At 36.2% G+C, this 19,747-nt stretch carries 19 protein-coding genes; 9 read left to right on the top strand and 10 right to left on the bottom strand.

The annotated features are described in order from the left end of the window. Positions 1–361: 361 nt before the first annotated feature. The 4 genes from ptsN to lptC all read right to left on the bottom strand — a co-directional run bounded on the left by ptsN (position 362) and on the right by lptC (position 4,145). Positions 362–826, bottom strand: a complete 465-nt coding sequence (ptsN, locus tag AC0QT4_RS01245) for a PTS IIA-like nitrogen regulatory protein PtsN (protein ID WP_473199895.1) — start codon at positions 824–826, stop codon at positions 362–364. 1,179 nt (positions 827–2,005) lie between these two features. After that, positions 2,006–2,800: an LPS export ABC transporter ATP-binding protein gene (lptB, locus tag AC0QT4_RS01240; protein WP_473199894.1), complete on the bottom strand. Its 795-nt coding sequence runs from the start codon at positions 2,798–2,800 to the stop codon at positions 2,006–2,008. A 6-nt stretch (positions 2,801–2,806) separates the two neighbouring features. Beyond that, the gene (locus AC0QT4_RS01235; protein WP_473199893.1) at positions 2,807–3,415 is read right to left on the bottom strand and encodes an LptA/OstA family protein; all 609 of its coding nucleotides are present in this window, start codon (positions 3,413–3,415) and stop codon (positions 2,807–2,809) included. Between the two features lie 85 nt (positions 3,416–3,500). Then, a complete protein-coding gene (gene lptC, locus AC0QT4_RS01230; RefSeq protein ID WP_473199892.1) occupies positions 3,501–4,145 on the bottom strand; it encodes an LPS export ABC transporter periplasmic protein LptC in 645 nt (214 codons plus the stop codon). 186 nt (positions 4,146–4,331) lie between these two features. Between lptC and ihfB the strand changes: the two genes are divergently transcribed. The 7 genes from ihfB (at position 4,332) to AC0QT4_RS01195 (ending at position 9,760) form a co-directional block, all read left to right on the top strand. Then, complete coding sequence (gene ihfB / locus AC0QT4_RS01225; RefSeq protein WP_473200023.1) at positions 4,332–4,610, top strand: integration host factor subunit beta; 279 nt, start codon at positions 4,332–4,334, stop codon at positions 4,608–4,610. 8 nt (positions 4,611–4,618) lie between these two features. Continuing rightward, complete coding sequence (locus AC0QT4_RS01220; RefSeq protein WP_473199891.1) at positions 4,619–4,915, top strand: lipopolysaccharide assembly protein LapA domain-containing protein; 297 nt, start codon at positions 4,619–4,621, stop codon at positions 4,913–4,915. 174 nt (positions 4,916–5,089) lie between these two features. Next, positions 5,090–6,022 carry a class I SAM-dependent methyltransferase gene (locus AC0QT4_RS01215; RefSeq protein ID WP_473199890.1) on the top strand — a complete coding sequence of 311 codons (933 nt, stop codon included), beginning with the start codon at positions 5,090–5,092 and terminating at the stop codon, positions 6,020–6,022. Positions 6,023–6,024: 2 nt separating this feature from the next. Then, entirely contained in the window at positions 6,025–6,852 is an 828-nt protein-coding gene (locus AC0QT4_RS01210; protein ID WP_473199889.1) for a TrmH family RNA methyltransferase, read from the top strand. A 16-nt stretch (positions 6,853–6,868) separates the two neighbouring features. Beyond that, the gene (gene lspA / locus AC0QT4_RS01205) at positions 6,869–7,372 is read left to right on the top strand and encodes a signal peptidase II (protein WP_473199888.1); all 504 of its coding nucleotides are present in this window, start codon (positions 6,869–6,871) and stop codon (positions 7,370–7,372) included. 623 nt (positions 7,373–7,995) lie between these two features. Further along, positions 7,996–8,769 carry a Bax inhibitor-1/YccA family protein gene (locus tag AC0QT4_RS01200; protein ID WP_473199887.1) on the top strand — a complete coding sequence of 258 codons (774 nt, stop codon included), beginning with the start codon at positions 7,996–7,998 and terminating at the stop codon, positions 8,767–8,769. 112 nt (positions 8,770–8,881) lie between these two features. Continuing rightward, a complete protein-coding gene (locus AC0QT4_RS01195) occupies positions 8,882–9,760 on the top strand; it encodes an endonuclease/exonuclease/phosphatase family protein (RefSeq protein ID WP_473200022.1) in 879 nt (292 codons plus the stop codon). Here the strand turns inward: AC0QT4_RS01195 and polA are convergent. The 6 genes from polA to AC0QT4_RS01165 form a co-directional block, all read right to left on the bottom strand. Then, positions 9,757–12,663, bottom strand: a complete 2,907-nt coding sequence (gene polA / locus AC0QT4_RS01190) for a DNA polymerase I (RefSeq protein ID WP_473199886.1) — start codon at positions 12,661–12,663, stop codon at positions 9,757–9,759. The two genes, AC0QT4_RS01195 and polA, sit on opposite strands and share 4 nt — an antisense overlap. 335 nt (positions 12,664–12,998) lie before the next feature. Then, positions 12,999–13,706 carry a DNA polymerase III subunit epsilon gene (gene dnaQ / locus AC0QT4_RS01185; protein WP_473199885.1) on the bottom strand — a complete coding sequence of 236 codons (708 nt, stop codon included), beginning with the start codon at positions 13,704–13,706 and terminating at the stop codon, positions 12,999–13,001. Positions 13,707–13,710: 4 nt separating this feature from the next. Further along, positions 13,711–14,298 (bottom strand): dephospho-CoA kinase, encoded by a 588-nt coding sequence (coaE, locus tag AC0QT4_RS01180; RefSeq protein WP_473199884.1) that lies wholly within the window; start codon positions 14,296–14,298, stop codon positions 13,711–13,713. Next, positions 14,295–15,176, bottom strand: coding sequence for a shikimate dehydrogenase (locus AC0QT4_RS01175; RefSeq protein WP_473199883.1), 882 nt, complete (start codon positions 15,174–15,176; stop codon positions 14,295–14,297). Before AC0QT4_RS01175 ends, coaE begins: the two co-directional genes overlap by 4 nt. Continuing rightward, positions 15,169–15,765 carry a Maf family nucleotide pyrophosphatase gene (locus AC0QT4_RS01170; protein WP_473199882.1) on the bottom strand — a complete coding sequence of 199 codons (597 nt, stop codon included), beginning with the start codon at positions 15,763–15,765 and terminating at the stop codon, positions 15,169–15,171. The genes AC0QT4_RS01175 and AC0QT4_RS01170 overlap by 8 nt, the downstream gene beginning before the upstream one ends. 6 nt (positions 15,766–15,771) lie before the next feature. Next, positions 15,772–16,596: a pyruvate, water dikinase regulatory protein gene (locus tag AC0QT4_RS01165; protein WP_473199881.1), complete on the bottom strand. Its 825-nt coding sequence runs from the start codon at positions 16,594–16,596 to the stop codon at positions 15,772–15,774. A 526-nt stretch (positions 16,597–17,122) separates the two neighbouring features. On the opposite strand from AC0QT4_RS01165, the gene rho reads away from it, so the two are divergent. Together rho and mnmE are read left to right on the top strand one after the other, a co-directional pair. After that, complete coding sequence (gene rho, locus AC0QT4_RS01160) at positions 17,123–18,388, top strand: transcription termination factor Rho (protein ID WP_473199880.1); 1,266 nt, start codon at positions 17,123–17,125, stop codon at positions 18,386–18,388. Positions 18,389–18,420: 32 nt separating this feature from the next. Next, the gene (gene mnmE / locus AC0QT4_RS01155; RefSeq protein WP_473199879.1) at positions 18,421–19,728 is read left to right on the top strand and encodes a tRNA uridine-5-carboxymethylaminomethyl(34) synthesis GTPase MnmE; all 1,308 of its coding nucleotides are present in this window, start codon (positions 18,421–18,423) and stop codon (positions 19,726–19,728) included. Positions 19,729–19,747 lie beyond the last annotated feature (19 nt).

Genomic DNA, 19,747 nt, shown 5'->3' with positions numbered 1-19,747 from the left:
CCTCGCAAATGACCCCTCTAAAGGAATATGCTTCGCTGCACTTCCTTTCAAACACACTATAATTTAACATATTCAACGCATTTGCGTTAATAAAAATCGTAAAAAAATACTCATTCTTTTATCAATTATAGTGTGTCAATAGTTCGTATTCAATAGCATCTAGATGCTGCCTTTTTATACTTCTCAAATCATAAGGTTGGTATTTTTTCTGTTTTTTGAAACAAGAACCCTCCTTGGTGAAAATTCCTTCAAAATGATATGATATAAAGAGTAAACCTTAACTCTTTGAATTACAGACGATATCATTACCATTTTCCAACCTGTGCTGTAGTGCACTCTTCCATGGACACCACACCCTTTTTTAAGCTGCATTCGATTCTGAATTTTTAATTAATAAAGCATAAAGCGCATAAGCATCATGCGTATTGCGCAATTTTTGCACAACATCAGCATGACGCAAAACACGCGCAATCTGTGACAAAGCTTTTAAGTGGTCTGCACCAGCATTCTCAGGCGCTAAAAGGAGAAAAATAAGATCTATTGGCTCATCATCAAGAGCTTCAAAATCAACAGGGCTCTCAAGGCGTGCAAATATCCCAATGATTCGGTTCATATCAGGCAATTTCCCATGTGGAATCGCAATACCACTCCCCAAACCTGTTGAACCAAGTTTTTCACGTTGTAAAATAATATCAAAAATCACACGTTCACTCAAACCTGTCAATTCAGCAGCTTTTTTGGATAAAATTTGTAGAACTTGTTTCTTTGAATTCGCTTTAAGAGCCGGAATAATTGCTTCCGGTGCAATTAACTCACTCAAATTCATATTTTAATTTTCCTTTTACACGCTCAAATGCTCAGCAATAAACCTCTAAACAGTGTTATCTAAAGTTCTCTCACTTTTTGCATCATTGCATAGAGCTTTATTGTTCAATTTATAATGGGTGATGGCTTATTCATTTCATATCACTATCAGTGCAGCAATAAATAGTTACTCAAATCCTAATTAACAGCCTGACAAAAAGGAAATGAAGCTGTCCATAAAATTTAATCTCTCTATGATACTCTTAAAGTCTATCATTCATAAATTTATTGACCTTTTTGTCACAAGAGTTAATGTACAATCCCTCATCAGATTATCCTCTTCCTTTTAAGTTCTAACTCCTAATAAAACGAGAAGCACCCCGAAGCAAAATGATATTTTACTTTGACAATCACTGTGCAGCTTGAGCACTGCTCAGCGAAAACGATTTAAAAAGTTTTAAGTCGTTCAACAATTATTTTAAAAGAAATTCACATATTTAGATGAATACCCGCTGTTCTAAACCCGCTTTTAAATGCGTAATGCAAACCAATAAAAACTCACAAACCCTATTTGATAACTGTAATTTATAACCTCTGGTGCTACCATCAAAATACCCGAAACAATGTCATCGATCTGTTGTTTTCAACACAGAAAAGCATTATCAATCTTATACACCCTCCAGCAATACGCGCATTTATTTAAAACCTCGTTTACCATTCATTATAAGATTAATCTAGTATATCTTCTTCATGTACAATCAAAAGCAAATTCAACTTATAAAATAATAAAATTAAATCATATTGATGTTTTTTTACACGCAGAAAAAATCCGGTGTGAGACGCCAATTATAAAAAAAGTTTTGGCACAAATAAGAAATTTCTTAACATTAACGCTATGCGTGTATCAACACTAGAAGGTTTATTGTTTAATCCAATTAAAAAATATCTCCGCTCATTTTGTCCATAAACCATTGTATCTGTTGTTTTAAAAACCCTTAATAACATAATTATAGTTTTCGCAACGTGCCAATAACCGTTCCTAATTTATGGGCTGGAAATGCATACCGCTCTCCCCATAGAATCAAAATACAATTTCAGTCTCTTCTGTGTAATGGGCTTTTAATTGCCTGAATAAAAAATAGAAGGCTTGTGCTTCCCATAACCCGTTTAAGCTTAAAAAAGACTCTTTGAAGTAGAAAAATTAGAGAGAAAACTGATTCCCCAAATAAATTCTGCGTACATCAGCATTGTTGATAATATCATTAGGACGACCGTGAACTAACACACGTCCTGCATGAATGATATAAGCACGGTCTACAAGACCCAATGTTTCGCGCACATTATGATCCGTTATCAACACACCAATTCCACGCTGAGTTAAATAACGAATAAGCTGCTGAATATCAAAAATGGCGATAGGATCAATTCCTGCAAACGGTTCATCAAGTAACATAAAATGAGGGCGAGAGGCTAAAGCGCGGGCAATTTCAAGCCGTCGGCGTTCTCCCCCTGACAAAGAAAGTGCTGGCATCTTGCGTAAATGATCAATTTTAAATTCATGTAAAAGAGCATCTAATTCTTCATGCCGCTTGAGGCGATCTTTTTCGACCACTTCCAAAACAGCCTTAATATTATTTTCTACTGAAAGACCACGAAAAATCGATGCTTCTTGGGGTAGATATCCAATACCTAAACGCGCGCGCCGATACATTGGAAGATGGGTAACATCAAATCCATCAATTCGAATAGATCCTCCATCCGATTTAATAAGCCCCGTAACCATATAAAAACAAGTCGTCTTGCCCGCACCATTAGGACCTAAAATACCAACGGATTCTCCGGTACGAATACCAAAAGAAACACCATTAACAACTTGCCTTCCACGGTAAACTTTAATCAAATGACTGGCAATTAAGGTTCCCTTTAAGCGTTTTCTTAAAGTTTCACTTGCAAGATCATGTTTGTCCGTCGGTTTTTTTCTTTTGATTCCAAACATGAAATCTTAATGGCCATCCTTTTGATTTTGTTTAAAAATGATAGAAACACGGCCTTTTTTCTCGGATGTCTCACAACCTTCTAGAAAAGCCTTTCCACTTTGCATATCTGCTGTCAATTTGCATCCTGTTGCCACATTATCACCATCGGTTAAGACGACATGATTCCCTGTCAAACGCATTATTTTTGACTGACCATCAAAAACGCCCTTCTCACCTGTAGCGACTTGCGTAGCAATTTTTATATAAACTTTGCCTAAAGCTTCCATTTTCCTAATACCTGTCGAGCCAAACCAAGCAGACGAAGATGCCTTCGTATCTCCTTGATCTTTATTAGTGCTTTTATGCGCTTTATCGTAGTAAACAACTAATTTTTCTGTTCGCAAAAGGCGTTCACCTTGCCTCACCGAAACATCACCATTAAAGAGGGCTATACCATCTTTATCGCGTATTTCTAAAGAATTGGCATAAAGTTCTACCGGTTCTTTGTCATTTGATAAATTAATTCCAAAATTTGTACCTTCAGCATAGCAAAAAACTGTTAAAAACCCTAGGACTCCGAAGCTTAAAACCAGAGAAAAATCTATCCATTTTTTGTATGATCCCCTCGACTTCATCTCATCACTCTCAATTCTTCTCTTTACGTATACACAAGATTTCTCTTTCATAAAGGTCATTTCAAGATTTCATATTGAGACTCTCTCATTGCTTATCAAGCACTAAATGCACACCACCATGAAAGTACATGTTTTGTCCTTTTTCTCGGATTTGTAAAGCATTTGCTATAAGATGGAAACCCGCACGTTGAATTCTGACACGTTGATCTGTGTTTAATTGCCCCTCAGATAAATTAATATTTGCTGTCATAAATTGCGCAGTCATTCCGTCATTTATTGTAATAGTGAATGGTTTATCCAACTGTAAACAACCATTAATATTATCGTAAATTGCCCCTTGCGCATCGAGAAAAACCCGTCTTTGTTTGCCCATAAACGCTTCAGCGGTAAGATTCTGCAAGCCAATCACTCCAGCACGGGTACGATCTTGAAATGCCTTTTCTGCTTTCAGCCAATAAGGCTCATGAGAGCGCGTATAACCTTCTAATTTGGGATTGAGCATTGTCAATTTTGTAATTTCTCCTTCTTCATTATTTAAAGTGACGGATTCAGAAGCAACGGGAACAAAGAAAAATGTAAACCAGCAAAAAACAAGTGCTATAGTCAATGCTAAGAGAGGTAAAAAAATTTTTAATATTCTAATGCAATACGAATGACGAGATGCTTTTTTAAAAACATCTCCAAAAGACGATTTTGTTAAAACAACTTCATAATGATTTTTTACGGACATACTGTCTGAGTCTCTCATAATCCTCCACATTTTTCAATTCGTATACCCCTTATAAGAGATATTTTCAAATTTTGGTTCTTGCAATTTGTTTTTTCTTGGTTTTAACCATTTATATGTTGTAATATGTATGCATGAAATGCACAATAACAATTATAGAGATCCTTTTTGTATGAAAGCGAGGCTATTTTGGTTAAATCAGAGCTCGTGCAAATTATTGCCCGTCAGAACCCACATCTTTTTCAACGCGATGTGGAAAATATTGTAAATGCTATTTTTGAGGAAATTTCAACAGCACTTGCGAACGGTAATCGTGTTGAACTTCGCGGTTTTGGGGCTTTTTCTGTTAAAAGCCGTTCAGCCCGTAATGGCCGCAATCCACGAACAGGTGAAGCCGTTATCGTTGAAGAAAAATGGGTTCCTTTTTTCAAAACTGGCAAGGATTTACGTGATCGGCTTAATCAGTGAGTAAACTTATGACAATTAAACGTATCCTTTTAGCAATTGTTTTGCTTATTCCCACAGCGCTTTTGATTGCTTTGATGGTCGTTAATCGTCAGATGGTTACATTAACTCTTGATCCTTTTTGGACAAGTTCTGAAAATCTTACTTATCACGCTCCTTTTTCTATATGGCTCTTTCTTTTTTTCGGTCTTGGTATTTTATTAGGAAGTCTAATGAATTGGGTTGCATATCATAAATGCAAAAAAGCTCTCAAAAAAAGCAAAACCGAACTCGAAAAACTGAAAAGATCAATTACAGATATGGTATAAGAATACTATTGTCTTTTAAAGAATTTATCTCCTGCTGTGTTCAATACAGAATTAAAAGTGTCTTTCTCTTTTTTCCTATACATGCTTTAATTGATTTTAAGCTTTTATACTCTTATGAGAGTTTTAAAAACCTTCTAACGCTCGTTTTTTTATATCTGTATCGTGGTACCGAATATGCCTGCACAATATTTCCAATCTCATCTCAACGATAGATATCCGCAGGAAAAGTTACCTCTTATTTTAGAAACAGGTAGGAGTGAAGATTATGCTCTCATTGACTCTGGTAATGGAAAAAAATTAGAGCGTTATGGTGCTTACCGCATTATTCGTCCTGAAGGTCAAGCATTATGGAAACCCACTTTATCACAAAAACAATGGGCTAATATTGATGCTATTTTCACCGGCAATCGAGAGGAAGAAGGTGTTGGTCGTTGGCATTTTCCCAAAAAACCACTTGGTGAAACTTGGCCTCTTTCTTGGAATGGTTTGTCTTTTCTCGGTCGTTTTACTTCCTTTCGTCACGTAGGGGTCTTTCCTGAACAAGATGCCCATTGGCGCTTTATGGAAGAACAAATTATTAAAGCTACACGTCCAATCAAATTGCTCAATCTTTTCGGCTATACAGGTATCGCTTCTTTGATTGGCGCACGTGCCGGTGCAAATGTTACACATGTTGATGCTTCTAAAAAAGCTATCGCTTGGGCAAAAATTAATCAAGAGAAAGCAGGATTGTCAAATCACCCTATTCGTTGGATTTGCGATGATGCTGTAAAATTTGTCGAGCGCGAACTGCGTCGTAAAAAAACTTATGATATGATTCTTCTTGATCCTCCTGCATATGGGCGTGGTCCTCATGGCGAAATTTGGCAACTCTTCGATCACTTACCAACTATGATCACAAACTGTCGCAAACTTCTCTCTGATACTCCCCTTTCTATTGTACTGACAGCTTATTCTATTCGTGCTTCTTTCTATGCACTTCATGCTTTAATGCGTGATGAATTGATAAATCTTGGCGGTACAGTCGAATCAGGAGAATTAATCTTGCGTGAAGAAGCCGCCGGACGCGCCCTTTCTACTTCTCTTTTTAGCCGTTGGACTGCCTGAATATGTGTATAAAAAAAACTGGTAAGGTTAAAGAAATTACCTCCCTTAGCAATCCCATTATCAAAGATCTTCGAGCACTCAGCCAAAAGAAAAATCGGAGTCGAGAAGAGCTTTTCATGGCAGAAGGGCTTAAATTAGTGATTGATGCTCTTAATCTCGGCTGGACTATACAAACACTTATTTTTTCCAAAAACACAATCGGTAATCCCACTATCGAAAACACTGCCGCACGCACTGTGGCCAATGGTGGTTTCGTCATCAAAGCCTCACAAAAAGTGATGGAATCCATTACCCGCCGCGATAATCCACAAACAGTTATTGGTATTTTTAAACAACAGTGGCAATCACTCGAAATGATAAAAGAAAAGGTCGAAGATGTTTATGTTGCGCTTGATCGAGTGCGTGACCCTGGAAATCTTGGAACCATTATTCGCACTGCTGATGCCGTGGGAGCTAAAGGTGTCATTTTGATTGGTGAGACAACAGATCCCTTTTCCCCCGAAACAGTACGAGCAACAATGGGATCAATTTTTTCCATACCACTTTATCGCTGTGATGAGAAAACCTTTTTAAAATGGTCTAAAAATTTAAAAGGCATGGTTGTTGGCACACATCTCGAGGGTTCTACCGATTATCGCACAATTAATTTCAAAAATGGACCAATTATACTTCTCATGGGGAATGAAAAACAAGGATTACAAGATATTCTGACGAGTTGCTGTGATAAACTTGCGCGTATACCACAAAGTGGAGGCGCTGATTCTCTTAATCTAGCAATAGCAACAGCTCTCATGCTTTATGAAATACGCCGTCCTTATTTAAAACTGTAACATGTGAGGCCAAAATATGATACGTAAATCACTGCCTTTTTTCCTCCTTGGTTTGGCATTTACAGTAGGAATTGACCAAGCCGTAAAATACTGGGTTATACACAATATGCCCCTAGGAACAGAAAAACCGCTTCTTCCTTTTCTCTCTCTATACCATGTGCGCAATTCTGGTATTGCATTTTCGTTTTTGTCTTCTTTTTCTCATTGGGGGCTTATTGCTATTACGTTTATTATTCTTATTTTTCTTTTATGGCTCTGGAAAAATGTTGAATATCACAAATCTTTAACGCGCTTTGGCCTTACTCTTATTATTGGAGGAGCAATTGGCAATTTTATTGACCGCATCTGCTTTCATCATGTTACGGATTATATACTTTTTCATATAGATGATGTTTTTTATTTTGCTGTTTTCAATCTTGCCGATAGCTTTATCACTTTAGGCGTTGTTGCCATACTTATTGAAGAATTACGAACTTGGATAAAAACAAAACGTCATTCCAATCAGACATTTTCTAAATAAAAGTCCGTTTATTCATTTTTCTCTTTGCTTTTTATATATTTCTCAATCACAAAGGTAATATATTGATTTTAAAGATACATAACCTCTTTTTATTTTGAATTCGGACTCTTTGATCGTGTTGTTTTTTCAACACTTCTTATTCTGAAAGATAAAAAGCATTCAATAGATTAATTTACAGATCTCCAAAAGGGCTTTTTTTAAATTCACTCTGTTTTTGATAAACTATGAAATTACACTATTGAGAGCTGAAAAAAATAATGATCTGCTTATTTTCTCTCTTCATGAACACAAAAATGCTCGCACCTCATGAATTTAATCATTTAAATGAGAAATAAAAAACGCATATTCTAATAATTTTCCTTGCACAAAATCTTACAAAAAGACGGAATAATTTTACGCAAAATAAGGTTTTTCCTTACCAATTTGTAAGGTTTATCTCTAACGAAAATCTCTTGTAATTTTAAAATAAATCCCCATAATAAGAGGAGGTATGCTGGAATTTCATCAGCAGCGCCTGGGGTTGCTTATGGAGGTAAAGTAAGAGCTCACATAAACCTGTTGCTTTAACAGTATAAGTTTTAACCCCGACATCTGATGGAACATATGCTAAAGGACTTTATATTATGGCTGATTTTAAAAATTTACGTTCGGCGTCTGTTTCCCATGCCGATGCATCAATTGATCAAGGATTGCGCAGCTATATGCTGGGCGTTTATAATACGATGACTATTGGATTGCTTATTACAGCAGCTGCTGCTTACGCAATTGCATCATTAGCAACAACGACAGATATGAGCCAAGCAGCCGCTCAAATCAGTAGAAGTATTTACTTGACTCCATTTGGAGTGACGTTTTACACATCGCCACTTTCCTACATTGTCATGTTTGCACCACTTGTGGCGGTATTATTTCTCAGTTTTAAAATCAACACATTGAGCACAAGTGCAGCGCGTAGCCTCTTTTTTGGTTATGCTGCCCTCGTTGGACTTTCACTGTCCTCCATAACTTTGCGTTACACGACAGAAAGTGTTGTACAAACTTTTGTTATTACCGCTGCAGCTTTTGGTGCTCTTTCGCTTTATGGTTATACAACAAAGCGTGATCTCACAGCGATAGGGTCATTCCTCTTTATGGGTTTGGTTGGTTTAATGCTTGCTATGGTTGTGAATATCTTTCTTGGATCAAGTGCTTTGCAATTCGCAATCTCCGTGATTGGCGTATTGGTTTTTGCTGGTTTAACAGCTTACGATACACAAAACATTAAATTAATGTATTATGAAGGAGATGGGGCTGATACTAAAGGACGTAAAGTTATTATGGGTGCTCTCAGTCTTTATCTTGATTTCATAAATATGTTTGTTTTCTTGCTACAGTTTCTTGGCTCAAATCGTGACTGAGTATAAAAATCATAGCTCAATTAAAGAGCCTTGTTTCTTTTAAGAAACAAGGTTCTTTTATTTTTAATCGAGCGTTTACCCTTTACCTTTTAGGTAAAACCCTCTTCATAAAATAATAAAGATGCCTTATAAGCAAAAATTTCCTTGGTTTACCGCATTTATCCAGAAAAAGCTCCATAGCTCTCTTTTAAAGGCTATCCGTAATAGTTCTTATTATCAATCAGATATAATCAACCGAAACAACCATTATGATCTTACCGTTGCTTCCTATAATGTTCATAAATGCATAGGTGTTGATAAGGTTTTTAACCCTACCCGTATTGTAAATGTTATTGCTGAATTGCAAATTGATATACTCGCCCTTCAAGAAGCAGATAAACGTTTTGGAGAACGCGTAGGTTTGATTGATCTTGAACTGTTAAAAACCGAAACGGGATTGATTCGAGTGCCTTTGAATCCCATGTCCCCTCACGGACACGGTTGGCATGGTAATGCTCTTTTTGTGCGAAAAGGACGTATCCGTGATATCTTACAAATCGCTCTTCCTGGTATTGAACCACGTGGCGCTGTAATTGTAGAGTTGGAAATAGATGCAGGCCTTATTCGTATTATTGCTGCTCATTTTGGTTTACTACGCCATTCTCGCAATCAACAAACAAAAACGCTTCTCACACTCTTACAAAAACGCCCCCTTATGCCTACACTCCTTATTGGAGACTTTAATGAATGGCGTGTGGGTAAAGGCTCATCCTTAAACCATTTTTCTCCTTATTTTGACAGCACACTTGGAACTGTGCCAAGCTTTCCTTCTCGTTTTCCCTTTCTAGCTCTTGATAGAATTTTTGCTTTTCCTCACCAATTGGTAACAAATATTGAAAACCACCATTCACCACTTGCACGCATTGCCTCAGATCATTTGCCTATCAAAGCCTATCTTAATCTTGCCAATGCAATGACCATTCTTGAAAAGAAAATAAGTGGAAAGAACTAATGTGCCTCATCCCAATTTTGAGCAACCATTACTTTCACCTCAAGCGGTACAGACAAAGAAAGGACTGGCATTGTAGCATTTTCCATAACTTTTTTAACAACAGCCATGGTTTTTTCACTCTCATTTTCTGGTACCTCAAAAATCAATTCATCATGCACTTGTAGCAACATTTTTGCTGACAATCTTTCTTTTGCCAAAGCATCTTCCATTTGAATCATAGCACGACGAATAATATCTGCCGCTGATCCTTGAATTGGTGCGTTGATAGCAGCCCGCTCATTAAAGGCACGTACCTGTGAATTAGCTGCTTTTATTTCTGGATAATGGATACGACGTCCAAAAATTGTTTCTACATAACCATTTTGGCGTGCAAATTCTTTAGTCGTTTCCATATAGTCTTTAATTCCTGGAAACCGTTCAAAATAAAGTTGGATATAACGACTTGCCTCTTGGCGTGAAAGACCCAATTGGTTTGCTAAACCAAAAGCTGAAATACCATAAATAATGCCAAAATTAATCGCTTTTGCACGTCGGCGTATATCTGAATGCATTCCCTCTATCGCAACTCCAAACATCTGTGATGCTGTAATAGCGTGAATATCCTGGCCTTGTGCAAAAGCTTCTTTTAAGGCCGTAATGTTGGCAATATGCGCGAGAATGCGCAATTCAATCTGGCTGTAATCAGCCGAGAGGAGCATATGCCCTTTTGGAGCAATAAAAGCTGCTCGTATTTTACGTCCCTCTGTTGTCCGTACAGGAATATTTTGTAAATTAGGTTCCGATGATGATAAACGACCCGTTGATGTTATTGCCAAAGAATAATTCGTATGAATGCGTCCTGTTTTTGGTAAAATATAAGAAGGTAAAGCATCTGTATAAGTCGATTTTAGTTTTGCAAGTTGACGCCAATCGACAATTTTACGTGGTAAAACATGACCATCAGCCGCCAACTCCTCTAAGGTCTGAGCAGAAGTTGACCATTGACCACCTTTGGTCTTAGCACCTCCAGGTAAACCCATTTTGCCAAAAAGGATATCCCCTAATTGCTTTGGTGAGGCAAGATTAAATTTTTCACCAGCTAGCTGATAAATTTCTTCTTCCAGAATCAAAGCAGCTTGTGCTAATTCTCCTGAAAGGCGTAATAAAACTTGCCTATCAACCAGAATCCCACGTTCTTCCATTCTTGCAAGAACTTCTATCAGTGGTCGATCAAGGCGCTCATAAATTTTTGTCATTCTTTGAGCTATAAGCTGTGGTTTTAAGACTTGCCATAAACGAAGCGTCACATCAGCATCCTCAGCAGCATAAAGAGTTGCCTGCTTCAAATCTACTTGCGCAAAAGAAGTAATCTTTTTCCCATTATATGTTAAATCTTTGTAAGCTATCGGTTGATGTCCCAACCAACGCTTCGATAAATCATCCATATTATGTGTTAAAGTTCCAGCATCTAAAACATATGATAAAAGCATAGTATCATCAAAAGAGCGTATCACAATGCCGTATTGTTTCATCACTAACCAATCATATTTGATATTCTGACCAATTTTTAACACTGCTTGATTTTCTAATATCGGCTTTAAAAGTGTCAAAGCCTTTTGTGTCTCAATCTGTTTGACAATACGCCCCCCTCCTAAAAGATCATCCCCTCCTTCAACATGTTCAAGAGGCACATAAGCCGCTTTTTCCGGCTGTAATGCCAAGGAAAAACCAACAAGCTTTGCTTGCATAGGATCAAGAGAAGTCGTTTCAGTATCAAAAGCGAAAAAACCTTGCTCTTGTGCTTCCAAGAGCCATTCTTTTAAAATTTCTTCATCAAGAATGGTCGTATAGCCATCTCTTGTAATTTTTTGAGCCAGCGCTTGATCTTTGCGTTTTTGTGCTAAAAATTGTGGAGAATCTTCAGAAAAATTATCAGATGTTGCTTTCTCAGCATTTTTAATATTCTGATCCCGCTCTTGTGCAGAATTAACCCATTCAACATCGATATCAAGTGCATCAATAGCTGCTACGTCACATGCTGTTGCCTCTGCTACACGACGTGTTAATGTTGTAAATTCCATAGATTTAAGAAAAGCGATTAAACGTGGACCATCTTGTGGTTCTAAAATAAAATCATCTAAACTATTGTCTAGCGGCACATCTCTTTTAAGTCGAACCAATTCACGAGAAATTTGTGCCTGTTCACTGTAGGCTTGAAGATTTTCACGTCGTTTTGTTTGCTTAATTTCCAAGACATGCTGAAATAAAAGATCAAGGGTACCAAATTGATCTAACAATTGAGCTGCAATTTTAGGACCAATACCTGGAATACCAGGAACATTGTCAGTTGGATCCCCAATCAAAGCTTGCAAATCGACCATTTTTTCCGGTGCAACACCCCATTTTTCTATAACCTCAGAAACACCAATATGCTTATCTTTCATCCCATCATACAAGGATACATGCCCATTCACCAATTGCATAAGATCTTTGTCAGAAGAAATTATTGTTGTTTTTGCTCCAGCCTTCGTTGCCAATTGCGCATAGGTAGCAATTAAATCATCCGCTTCAAATCCTTCCTTTTCAATACAAGGTAAATTAAAAGCCTTCGTTGCTTGGCGTATTAAAGAAAATTGAGGAATAAGATCTTCAGGAGGTGTTTCTCGATTCGCTTTATATTGTGGATAAATTTGTTTGCGAAATGTATCGGATGAATAGTCAAAAATAACAGCAAAATGCGTTGGAACAACACCGGTAGCTGTATTTCGCGCATCACAGAGCAATTTCCACAGCATATTACAAAAACCAGCTACAGCTCCTACAGGAAGTCCATCCTTTTTGCGCTTTAAAGGCGGCAAAGCATAATAAGCACGAAAAATATAGCCCGATCCATCAACCAAAAAAAGATGATCTGTTTCTTTCATGACAGGTTCATTCTCTCCATTTCAATCAAAAAATAATTCATTTTCATATATTTTTTTACTTTAAATTTTAAAATTTATCGAATTGCCTCTAAAAAGCCATTTTTTGTTTTCATAAAGCGTGAAGTCGTTGCACTGTAGTACCTAGAGCTTTTCTTTGCTGTTACAGGATATAATAGCTTTCATTTTGCTCCTCCTATGATAGCTGAGGTACGATGTAATGACAGGGTCGTTGTGGTGTTCCCCTCCCCACAACGACCATATTTTTTGAGCTGTTTTTTAGAGATTTTTTTCTTTCTAACTTTTTAAATAATCTTCTTAAGAAAAAGAGGGGAAAATTACTCAGGAATTTCGAAGTCATTCCACAGAGCCTTTTCACCCATTTTACTAATAAAATCAGCATGCATATTTCTTTCTTGCGCACTTAATCTTGAAGGTAAGGTTTGTGGACGAAATTTAACTGTGTTAAGAGCATCTTTGTCATTTTGAGTACTTTCATAAACATCCTCTCTATTATCAAAACTCAAGACGCCCTGTTTTCCACCAATGAGTTCAATATAAACATCAGCAAGAATCTCTGCATCAAGCAAAGCACCATGAAGAATACGATGGCTATTATCAATTCCAAAACGTTTGCACAAAACATCAAGAGAGTTAGGACCCATAGGAAATTTACGCCGTGCCATAGCCAATGTATCAAGAATATTATCAACACTGATAAGCGGTTTATTTGCTCGTCCTAGCTCTGCATTAAGAAAACCAATATCAAAACTAGCATTATGCGCAATCATCATTGCACCATTGATAAATTCTAAAAATTCATCAGCAATATCACTAAAGCTTTTCTCATTTTTCAAGCGCTCATTGGTTAATCCATGAATTGCTACAACTTCATCAGGAATAATAACGCCTTGTGGGTTCAAATAAACGTGGAATCGGCGTCCTGTGAGATAACGATTAACCATCTCTACACAACCGATTTCAATTATGCGATCTTTCTCTTTATCTAAACCCGTTGTTTCTGTATCAAAAATAATTTCACGCATGATTTCAATTCTTTAGTAAACTCTTTATTACATAAAAAACTTGTTGCCGTGTATTCTCTAAATCTTTTCCTGTATCAATAACAAAATCAGCACGTTCTCGTTTTTTTTCATCAGACATTTGCCTAGCATTTATAAAGGCAAATTTTCTTTCATTCATATTTGAGCGAATCAGAGCACGCTCCTTCTGTATTGATAGTGGTGCAGAAACAACAATCACACTGTCTACACGCTTTTCACTCTTTGTTTCAAAAAGAAGAGGAATATCGAGAACAACTAATTTTTCTCCTTGTTGGCGTGCTGTATCAATAAACTCTTTTTCTTTCCTTTGTACCAAAGGATGAATTATTTTTTCTAATGTTTGTAATTTTTTATTATCGTTGATCACAATCTCCGAAAGCTTGAGGCAATCAATTTTGCCATTTTCAACAACACTAGGAAATATACGTGCTATGAGTGATAAGATTGGCTCACTTTTATAAAGTTGGTGCACTGCATTGTCAGCACTAAAAACAGAAATACCAGCTTGTTTAAAAAAATCAGCAACTGTTGATTTTCCCATAGCGACTGATCCGGTCAACCCTATAATTTTCATCCTATCTCTTCACCCATATCCTTTAAAATTGCTGTTCGTAGTGCCTTTGTTACCTGTGGTCTTATGCCAAACCATCGTTCAAAACCAGGAACAGCTTGATGTAAAAGCATACCAAGTCCATCTACTATCCTTAAACCATGCGCTTTTGCTTGTTGTAAAAAAGGCGTTATCAATGGCGTGTAAACTATATCTGTTACTAACGCTGTTGTTTTTGTTTTCTGAAAATCACAAAAAAAAGAATCACTTTTTTTTTCGTGTGAGTTTGTCATACCCACCGAAGTTGTATTAATAATTAAATCAGCTTTGTGAAGTACTTCATCAACACGATACCAATCATGGACCTCAACAGGTTTTCCAAAATGCTCTGCTAAATCATCGGCACGTTGTTTTGTACGATTAAGTAACAAAATACGTTCAAATCCACGTTTTTTTAAAGCATATAGGACAGCTCGAGCAGCACCACCCGCACCAAAAACAAGTGCTGTTTCACCACCCCACTCAGGAACAAAATCATCAAGATTGGCACTAAAGCCATAGGCATCGCTATTTGTTGCACAAAGTTTATCCCCTTCATACCACAGTGTATTAACAGCACCAATTATTGTTGCTACATTATCTTTATAATTTGCTAAGTGAAAAGCTTCTTGTTTATAGGGAAGAGTGACATTTCCCCCGCAAAAACCCCTTCTTTGTATAGATGTGAAAAAATCTTTAAATTTTTCAGGAGCTACTTCCTGTGCTAAATATTCACCTTGCAAATTATATTGTTTAAGCCAAAAATTGTGAATTTTTGGTGATTTTGAATGGTGAATAGGTGTGCCAATAACAAAAACACGTGGAAAAACTGTTTTTTTATACCCTGTTGTCAACTCAACCATCTATAGCCCCTAAATACCGCAATTTTATTAATAAAGGCAATAAAGGTAAACCAATAATGGTAAAAAAATCTCCATCAATCTTTTCAAAAAGTTGGATTCCTTCCCCTTCAATTTGATATACTCCCACACTGTTAAAAACATCTATTCCTACACGTGTTAAATAACCTTCAATAAACTCTGATGAAAGAGAACGGACTGTCATCTGTGCACTAAAAGCTTCATTCCAAATTTCTTGACCATTTTTAAATAAAGCCACCGCACTATGAAGGAAATGTGTCTTTCCTGATAAATCACATAAACGTTGATGTGCTTCCTTTTTACTTGTAACTTTATGGATAACTTGTCCCTCTAAATCAAGAACTTGATCACAACCAATGACTACAGAATCAGGAAAGCGATCAGAAACATTTTTTGCCTTTGCACTTGCAAGAAAACAACTCAGTTTTTTAGGATCTTTTATTTTTACTGTTTTTTCTATTTCTCTTTCATTAAAAGAAGCTCCTTCAATGAAAAAGTTTAAACCTGCTTTTTTCAATAATTGTGCACGATAAGAACTAAGAGATGCCAATATTAATCTATCTGCTACCATATTTTCTCATTTTCCTTCACGGAATCGCGACAAAAGCTCAAAGATAGCAGCAGCTGTTTCTTCAATAGAGCGTCTTGTTACATCAAGAATAGGCCAACCGAAGCGTTCGCAAATACGTTTTGCATAGATTAACTCTTCAGCTATACTGATTCTATTCGTATAACTTTCAATAGCAGGAGACTCTCCTAAATCTCGATTTTGACGAACATGTGAGATTCTTTCAGCTGAAGCAATTAAACCAATAATCAAAGCATCTTTTGCTTCTAAAATAGCTTCTGGTAAATCAATACCCGGAATAAGAGGAATATTAGCTGTTTTGATTCCACGATTTGCTAAATAGATACTGGTAGGTGTTTTAGAAGTTCTTGAAATCCCTACAAGGATTACATCTGCCCCTGTTAAATCATTGGAAGACTGTCCATCATCATGCTCTATTGTAAAATCTAATGCATCAATACGACGAAAGTAATCTGCATTGAGATCATGCTGTGCACTCACACGTAAATTTGTTGGTATTCCAAGGTAAGACTGAAAAGCATCCAAAACAGGATGTAGTATATCAATACAAGGAACTTCTATTTTTTCACATCTTTTCCTAAGAAGTAGCTTAATTTTTTTATCAATAATTGTATAAAGAACAATACCCGGTTCTTGCTGTATCTCATCAAGAGCTCTCTGCAACTGTGTTTCATTACGAATCATAGGATAGATGTGCTCTATTGCGTGACTCATCGTGTATTGCGATGCAACCGCTCTTCCAACAGAAATTAATGTTTCCCCCGTTGCATCAGAAAGCATGTGTAAATGAAAGAATTTTTTCTCTTTTGTCACAAAAATTTTAACTCCTTGTTAACAAATGTGTATATATGATCAGCCTCTTTTATAAAACTAAAATTTAGCAAAAAAATTCCATTTTTATGCACAAATTGAACAGCTGTGATAATTGAATTTCCTCTTATGATGAAACAATGGGGATAATGCTTTTAAGATCATGTTATAACTGTTCTTTTTTCTTTTATTTTTGGGGATAAAATTGAGGACAGAGAAAGTATAATTAATAATTCACATTATACACAGACATAAATAATAAGAATCCCCTTTTAGAATCTATATTAATATAAAAAATATAGGAAAAATAAAAAAATAATATATTATCTCTTATAAAAATGTTTTTTATTTTTACTTAAAATTATATAATCAATTTTTTTATAAAATTATTTAATATCATATGATAATAATTCATGTAAATGATGCTTGCAGATTTTAAAAATTGAGTGTAGAATTCTTTTTTCTTATAAGAATATTTCATTCTTTTTATTCTAAGGATAATTCCCCCATCACTTAAAGAGCGTATTTCATGCAAGAAATGAAACTACAAGAACTTAAAAGTAAAAATCCCGTTGAACTTGTTTCTTTTGCTGAAGCATTGGAAGTTGAAAATGCTTCCCTAATGCGAAAACAAGAGTTAATGTTTGCCATTTTAAAAAAACTTGCTTCACAAGACGTAGAAATTATTGGAGAGGGAGTCGTTGAAGTCTTACAAGATGGATTTGGATTTCTGCGATCTGCTGATGCCAATTATCTTCCAGGACCTGATGATATTTACCTTTCTCCTGCACAAATTCAATCTTTTTCTTTAAAAACAGGTGATACAGTTGAAGGTCCTATACGGAGCCCAAAAGAAGGTGAACGCTATTTTGCTCTTCTTAAAATTAATACGATCAATTTTGAAGATCCTGAAAAAATTCGTTATAAAATTCATTTTGATAATCTCACTCCTCTTTATTCAAATGAACGCTTTCAGATGGAAATACAAAATCCTACAGAAAAGGATATGTCATCACGGGTAATTGATTTAATATCTCCATTAGGAAAGGGACAGAGAGGACTCATTGTAGCACCTCCTCGGACAGGAAAAACAGTTTTACTTCAAAATATTGCCCATTCTATCACGACTAATCATCCTGAATGTTACCTTATTGTTCTTTTGATTGATGAACGACCAGAAGAAGTTACTGATATGCAGCGTTCTGTAAAAGGAGAAGTTGTTTCTTCTACTTTCGATGAACCAGCAATACGTCATGTTCAAGTTGCTGAGATGGTCATTGAAAAAGCAAAACGACTTGTTGAATATGGGCGTGATGTTGTTATCCTCCTTGATTCTATTACACGCCTTGGACGTGCTTATAATACGGTTGTTCCTTCATCAGGGAAAGTTTTGACAGGTGGTGTGGATGCAAATGCTCTACAGCGTCCTAAACGTTTTTTTGGTGCTGCACGTAATATTGAGGAAGGTGGATCTTTAACTATTATTGCAACGGCTTTGATTGATACTGGTAGTCGTATGGATGAGGTTATTTTTGAGGAATTCAAAGGAACAGGTAATTCAGAAATTGTTCTTGATCGTAAAGTTGCTGATAAGCGTATTTTTCCCGCTATGGATATTTTGAAATCTGGAACACGTAAGGAAGAGCTTTTAGTAGCACGGCAAGATTTGCATAAGATTTTTGTACTTCGTCGTATTTTGACACCTATGAATGTCACTGATGCAATTGAATTTCTCATTGATAAATTAAAACAAACGAAAAATAATAGCGATTTTTTTGATTCAATGAATACATAAAAACATTAAGTTTTTCGCTTAGGATATATCCTGTGGATACAATCTTTGCTGTTTCGAGTGGGTTGTTGCCTTCAGGGGTTGCAGTCATTCGACTTTCTGGTCCTCATGTTGTGAATATTGTTAAGACGCTTTGTGGTTGTCTACCTAAAGCGCGCTTTATGCATTACGGAAATCTTACTGCTTGTGATGGTAGTTTTTTAGATTCTGCTTTGACTGTTTTTTTTCCTGCTCCTCATAGTTTTACAGGAGAAGATTGTGCAGAGTTTCATTTGCATGGAGGAAAAGCAGTTGTTAATCGTTTTCTCGATGAATTATCTACATTTTCTGGATGTCGTCTTGCAGAAGCGGGTGAGTTTTCACGTCGTGCATTTATGGAGGGAAAATTAGATCTTGTTCAAGCAGAAGGTCTTGCTGATTTAATAGAAGCAGAAACGGAAAGTCAGCGACGTTTAGCTGTTATGGGGACAAGTGGGCATTTAACAACGCTTTATCGTGATTGGCGTCATAAAATTATGAAAGCACGTGCTTTTATTGAAGCAGAACTTGATTTTGTTGATGAAGCTGATATCCCAAACGCAATATCTGATAAAGTTTGGAAAAATATAGAAGATCTTTGCGCTTCTCTTCATAAACATATTGATGAAGGGGAACGTGCGAGTATTTTACGTGATGGGTTAAAAATTGTTATTGCCGGTTCACCAAATTCTGGAAAATCAAGTATTATGAATCGTTTGGCTGGAAGACCTGTTTCTATTGTGACAGAGGAAGCGGGTACAACCCGCGATGCTTTAGAAATGAGGTTGATTCTTGGTGGTTTACCTGTTTTTTTAACGGATACTGCTGGTTTTAGAGAAACAGAAAATAAGATAGAACTGTTGGGAATAGAAGTAGCTAAGCAGCATGTTAGGGATGCTGATTTGGTTGTTTTAGTTTATGATATGGGAAATCCTAAAGAGATTGATTTACCAGAAACATCAGCTGAAATATGGCATGTTGGGAATAAACTTGATCTTTATGAAGAAAATAAAAAACATTATTTTATACAATTTTCTGCTTTAACTGGTTTAAATTTTGATTGTTTTATTAAGGAACTTGAATCCTTTTGTTTACGTCGTGTTTCTGAAATTGGGAATCTTGTTCCAGCACGTAAAAGACAACTTCAGTTATTAAAAGAGGCTGTTAAAGAAATTGAGACTTCTGTGAATTATACTTCTCTTGATTTAAGTTTACGGGCAGAACATCTTCGTCGTGCGAGTGATTTTCTTGGAAAAATTACTGGAGATATAGATGTTGAAGATTTGCTTGATATTATTTTTTCAGAATTTTGTGTTGGTAAATAATGATTCACGTGAAACATTG

This window comes from Bartonella sp. EBT8 (assembly GCF_055796165.1).
This window is presented reverse-complemented; position numbering and strand designations above follow the sequence as displayed.

Bases quoted from the DNA above. Each gene is read 5' to 3' on its own strand.
- polA (WP_473199886.1), bottom strand. From the start codon at position 12,663: ATGAAAGAAACAGATCATCTTTTTTTGGTTGATGGATCGGGCTATATT.
- AC0QT4_RS01200 (WP_473199887.1), top strand. From the start codon at position 7,996: ATGGCTGATTTTAAAAATTTACGTTCGGCGTCTGTTTCCCATGCCGAT.
- AC0QT4_RS01215 (WP_473199890.1), top strand. From the start codon at position 5,090: ATGCCTGCACAATATTTCCAATCTCATCTCAACGATAGATATCCGCAG.
- AC0QT4_RS01235 (WP_473199893.1), bottom strand. From the start codon at position 3,415: ATGAAGTCGAGGGGATCATACAAAAAATGGATAGATTTTTCTCTGGTT.
- AC0QT4_RS01170 (WP_473199882.1), bottom strand. From the start codon at position 15,765: ATGGTAGCAGATAGATTAATATTGGCATCTCTTAGTTCTTATCGTGCA.
- lspA (WP_473199888.1), top strand. From the start codon at position 6,869: ATGATACGTAAATCACTGCCTTTTTTCCTCCTTGGTTTGGCATTTACA.
- AC0QT4_RS01220 (WP_473199891.1), top strand. From the start codon at position 4,619: ATGACAATTAAACGTATCCTTTTAGCAATTGTTTTGCTTATTCCCACA.
- coaE (WP_473199884.1), bottom strand. From the start codon at position 14,298: ATGAAAATTATAGGGTTGACCGGATCAGTCGCTATGGGAAAATCAACA.
- lptB (WP_473199894.1), bottom strand. From the start codon at position 2,800: ATGTTTGGAATCAAAAGAAAAAAACCGACGGACAAACATGATCTTGCA.
- rho (WP_473199880.1), top strand. From the start codon at position 17,123: ATGCAAGAAATGAAACTACAAGAACTTAAAAGTAAAAATCCCGTTGAA.
- ptsN (WP_473199895.1), bottom strand. From the start codon at position 826: ATGAATTTGAGTGAGTTAATTGCACCGGAAGCAATTATTCCGGCTCTT.
- dnaQ (WP_473199885.1), bottom strand. From the start codon at position 13,706: ATGCGTGAAATTATTTTTGATACAGAAACAACGGGTTTAGATAAAGAG.
- AC0QT4_RS01210 (WP_473199889.1), top strand. From the start codon at position 6,025: ATGTGTATAAAAAAAACTGGTAAGGTTAAAGAAATTACCTCCCTTAGC.
- AC0QT4_RS01175 (WP_473199883.1), bottom strand. From the start codon at position 15,176: ATGGTTGAGTTGACAACAGGGTATAAAAAAACAGTTTTTCCACGTGTT.
- lptC (WP_473199892.1), bottom strand. From the start codon at position 4,145: ATGTCCGTAAAAAATCATTATGAAGTTGTTTTAACAAAATCGTCTTTT.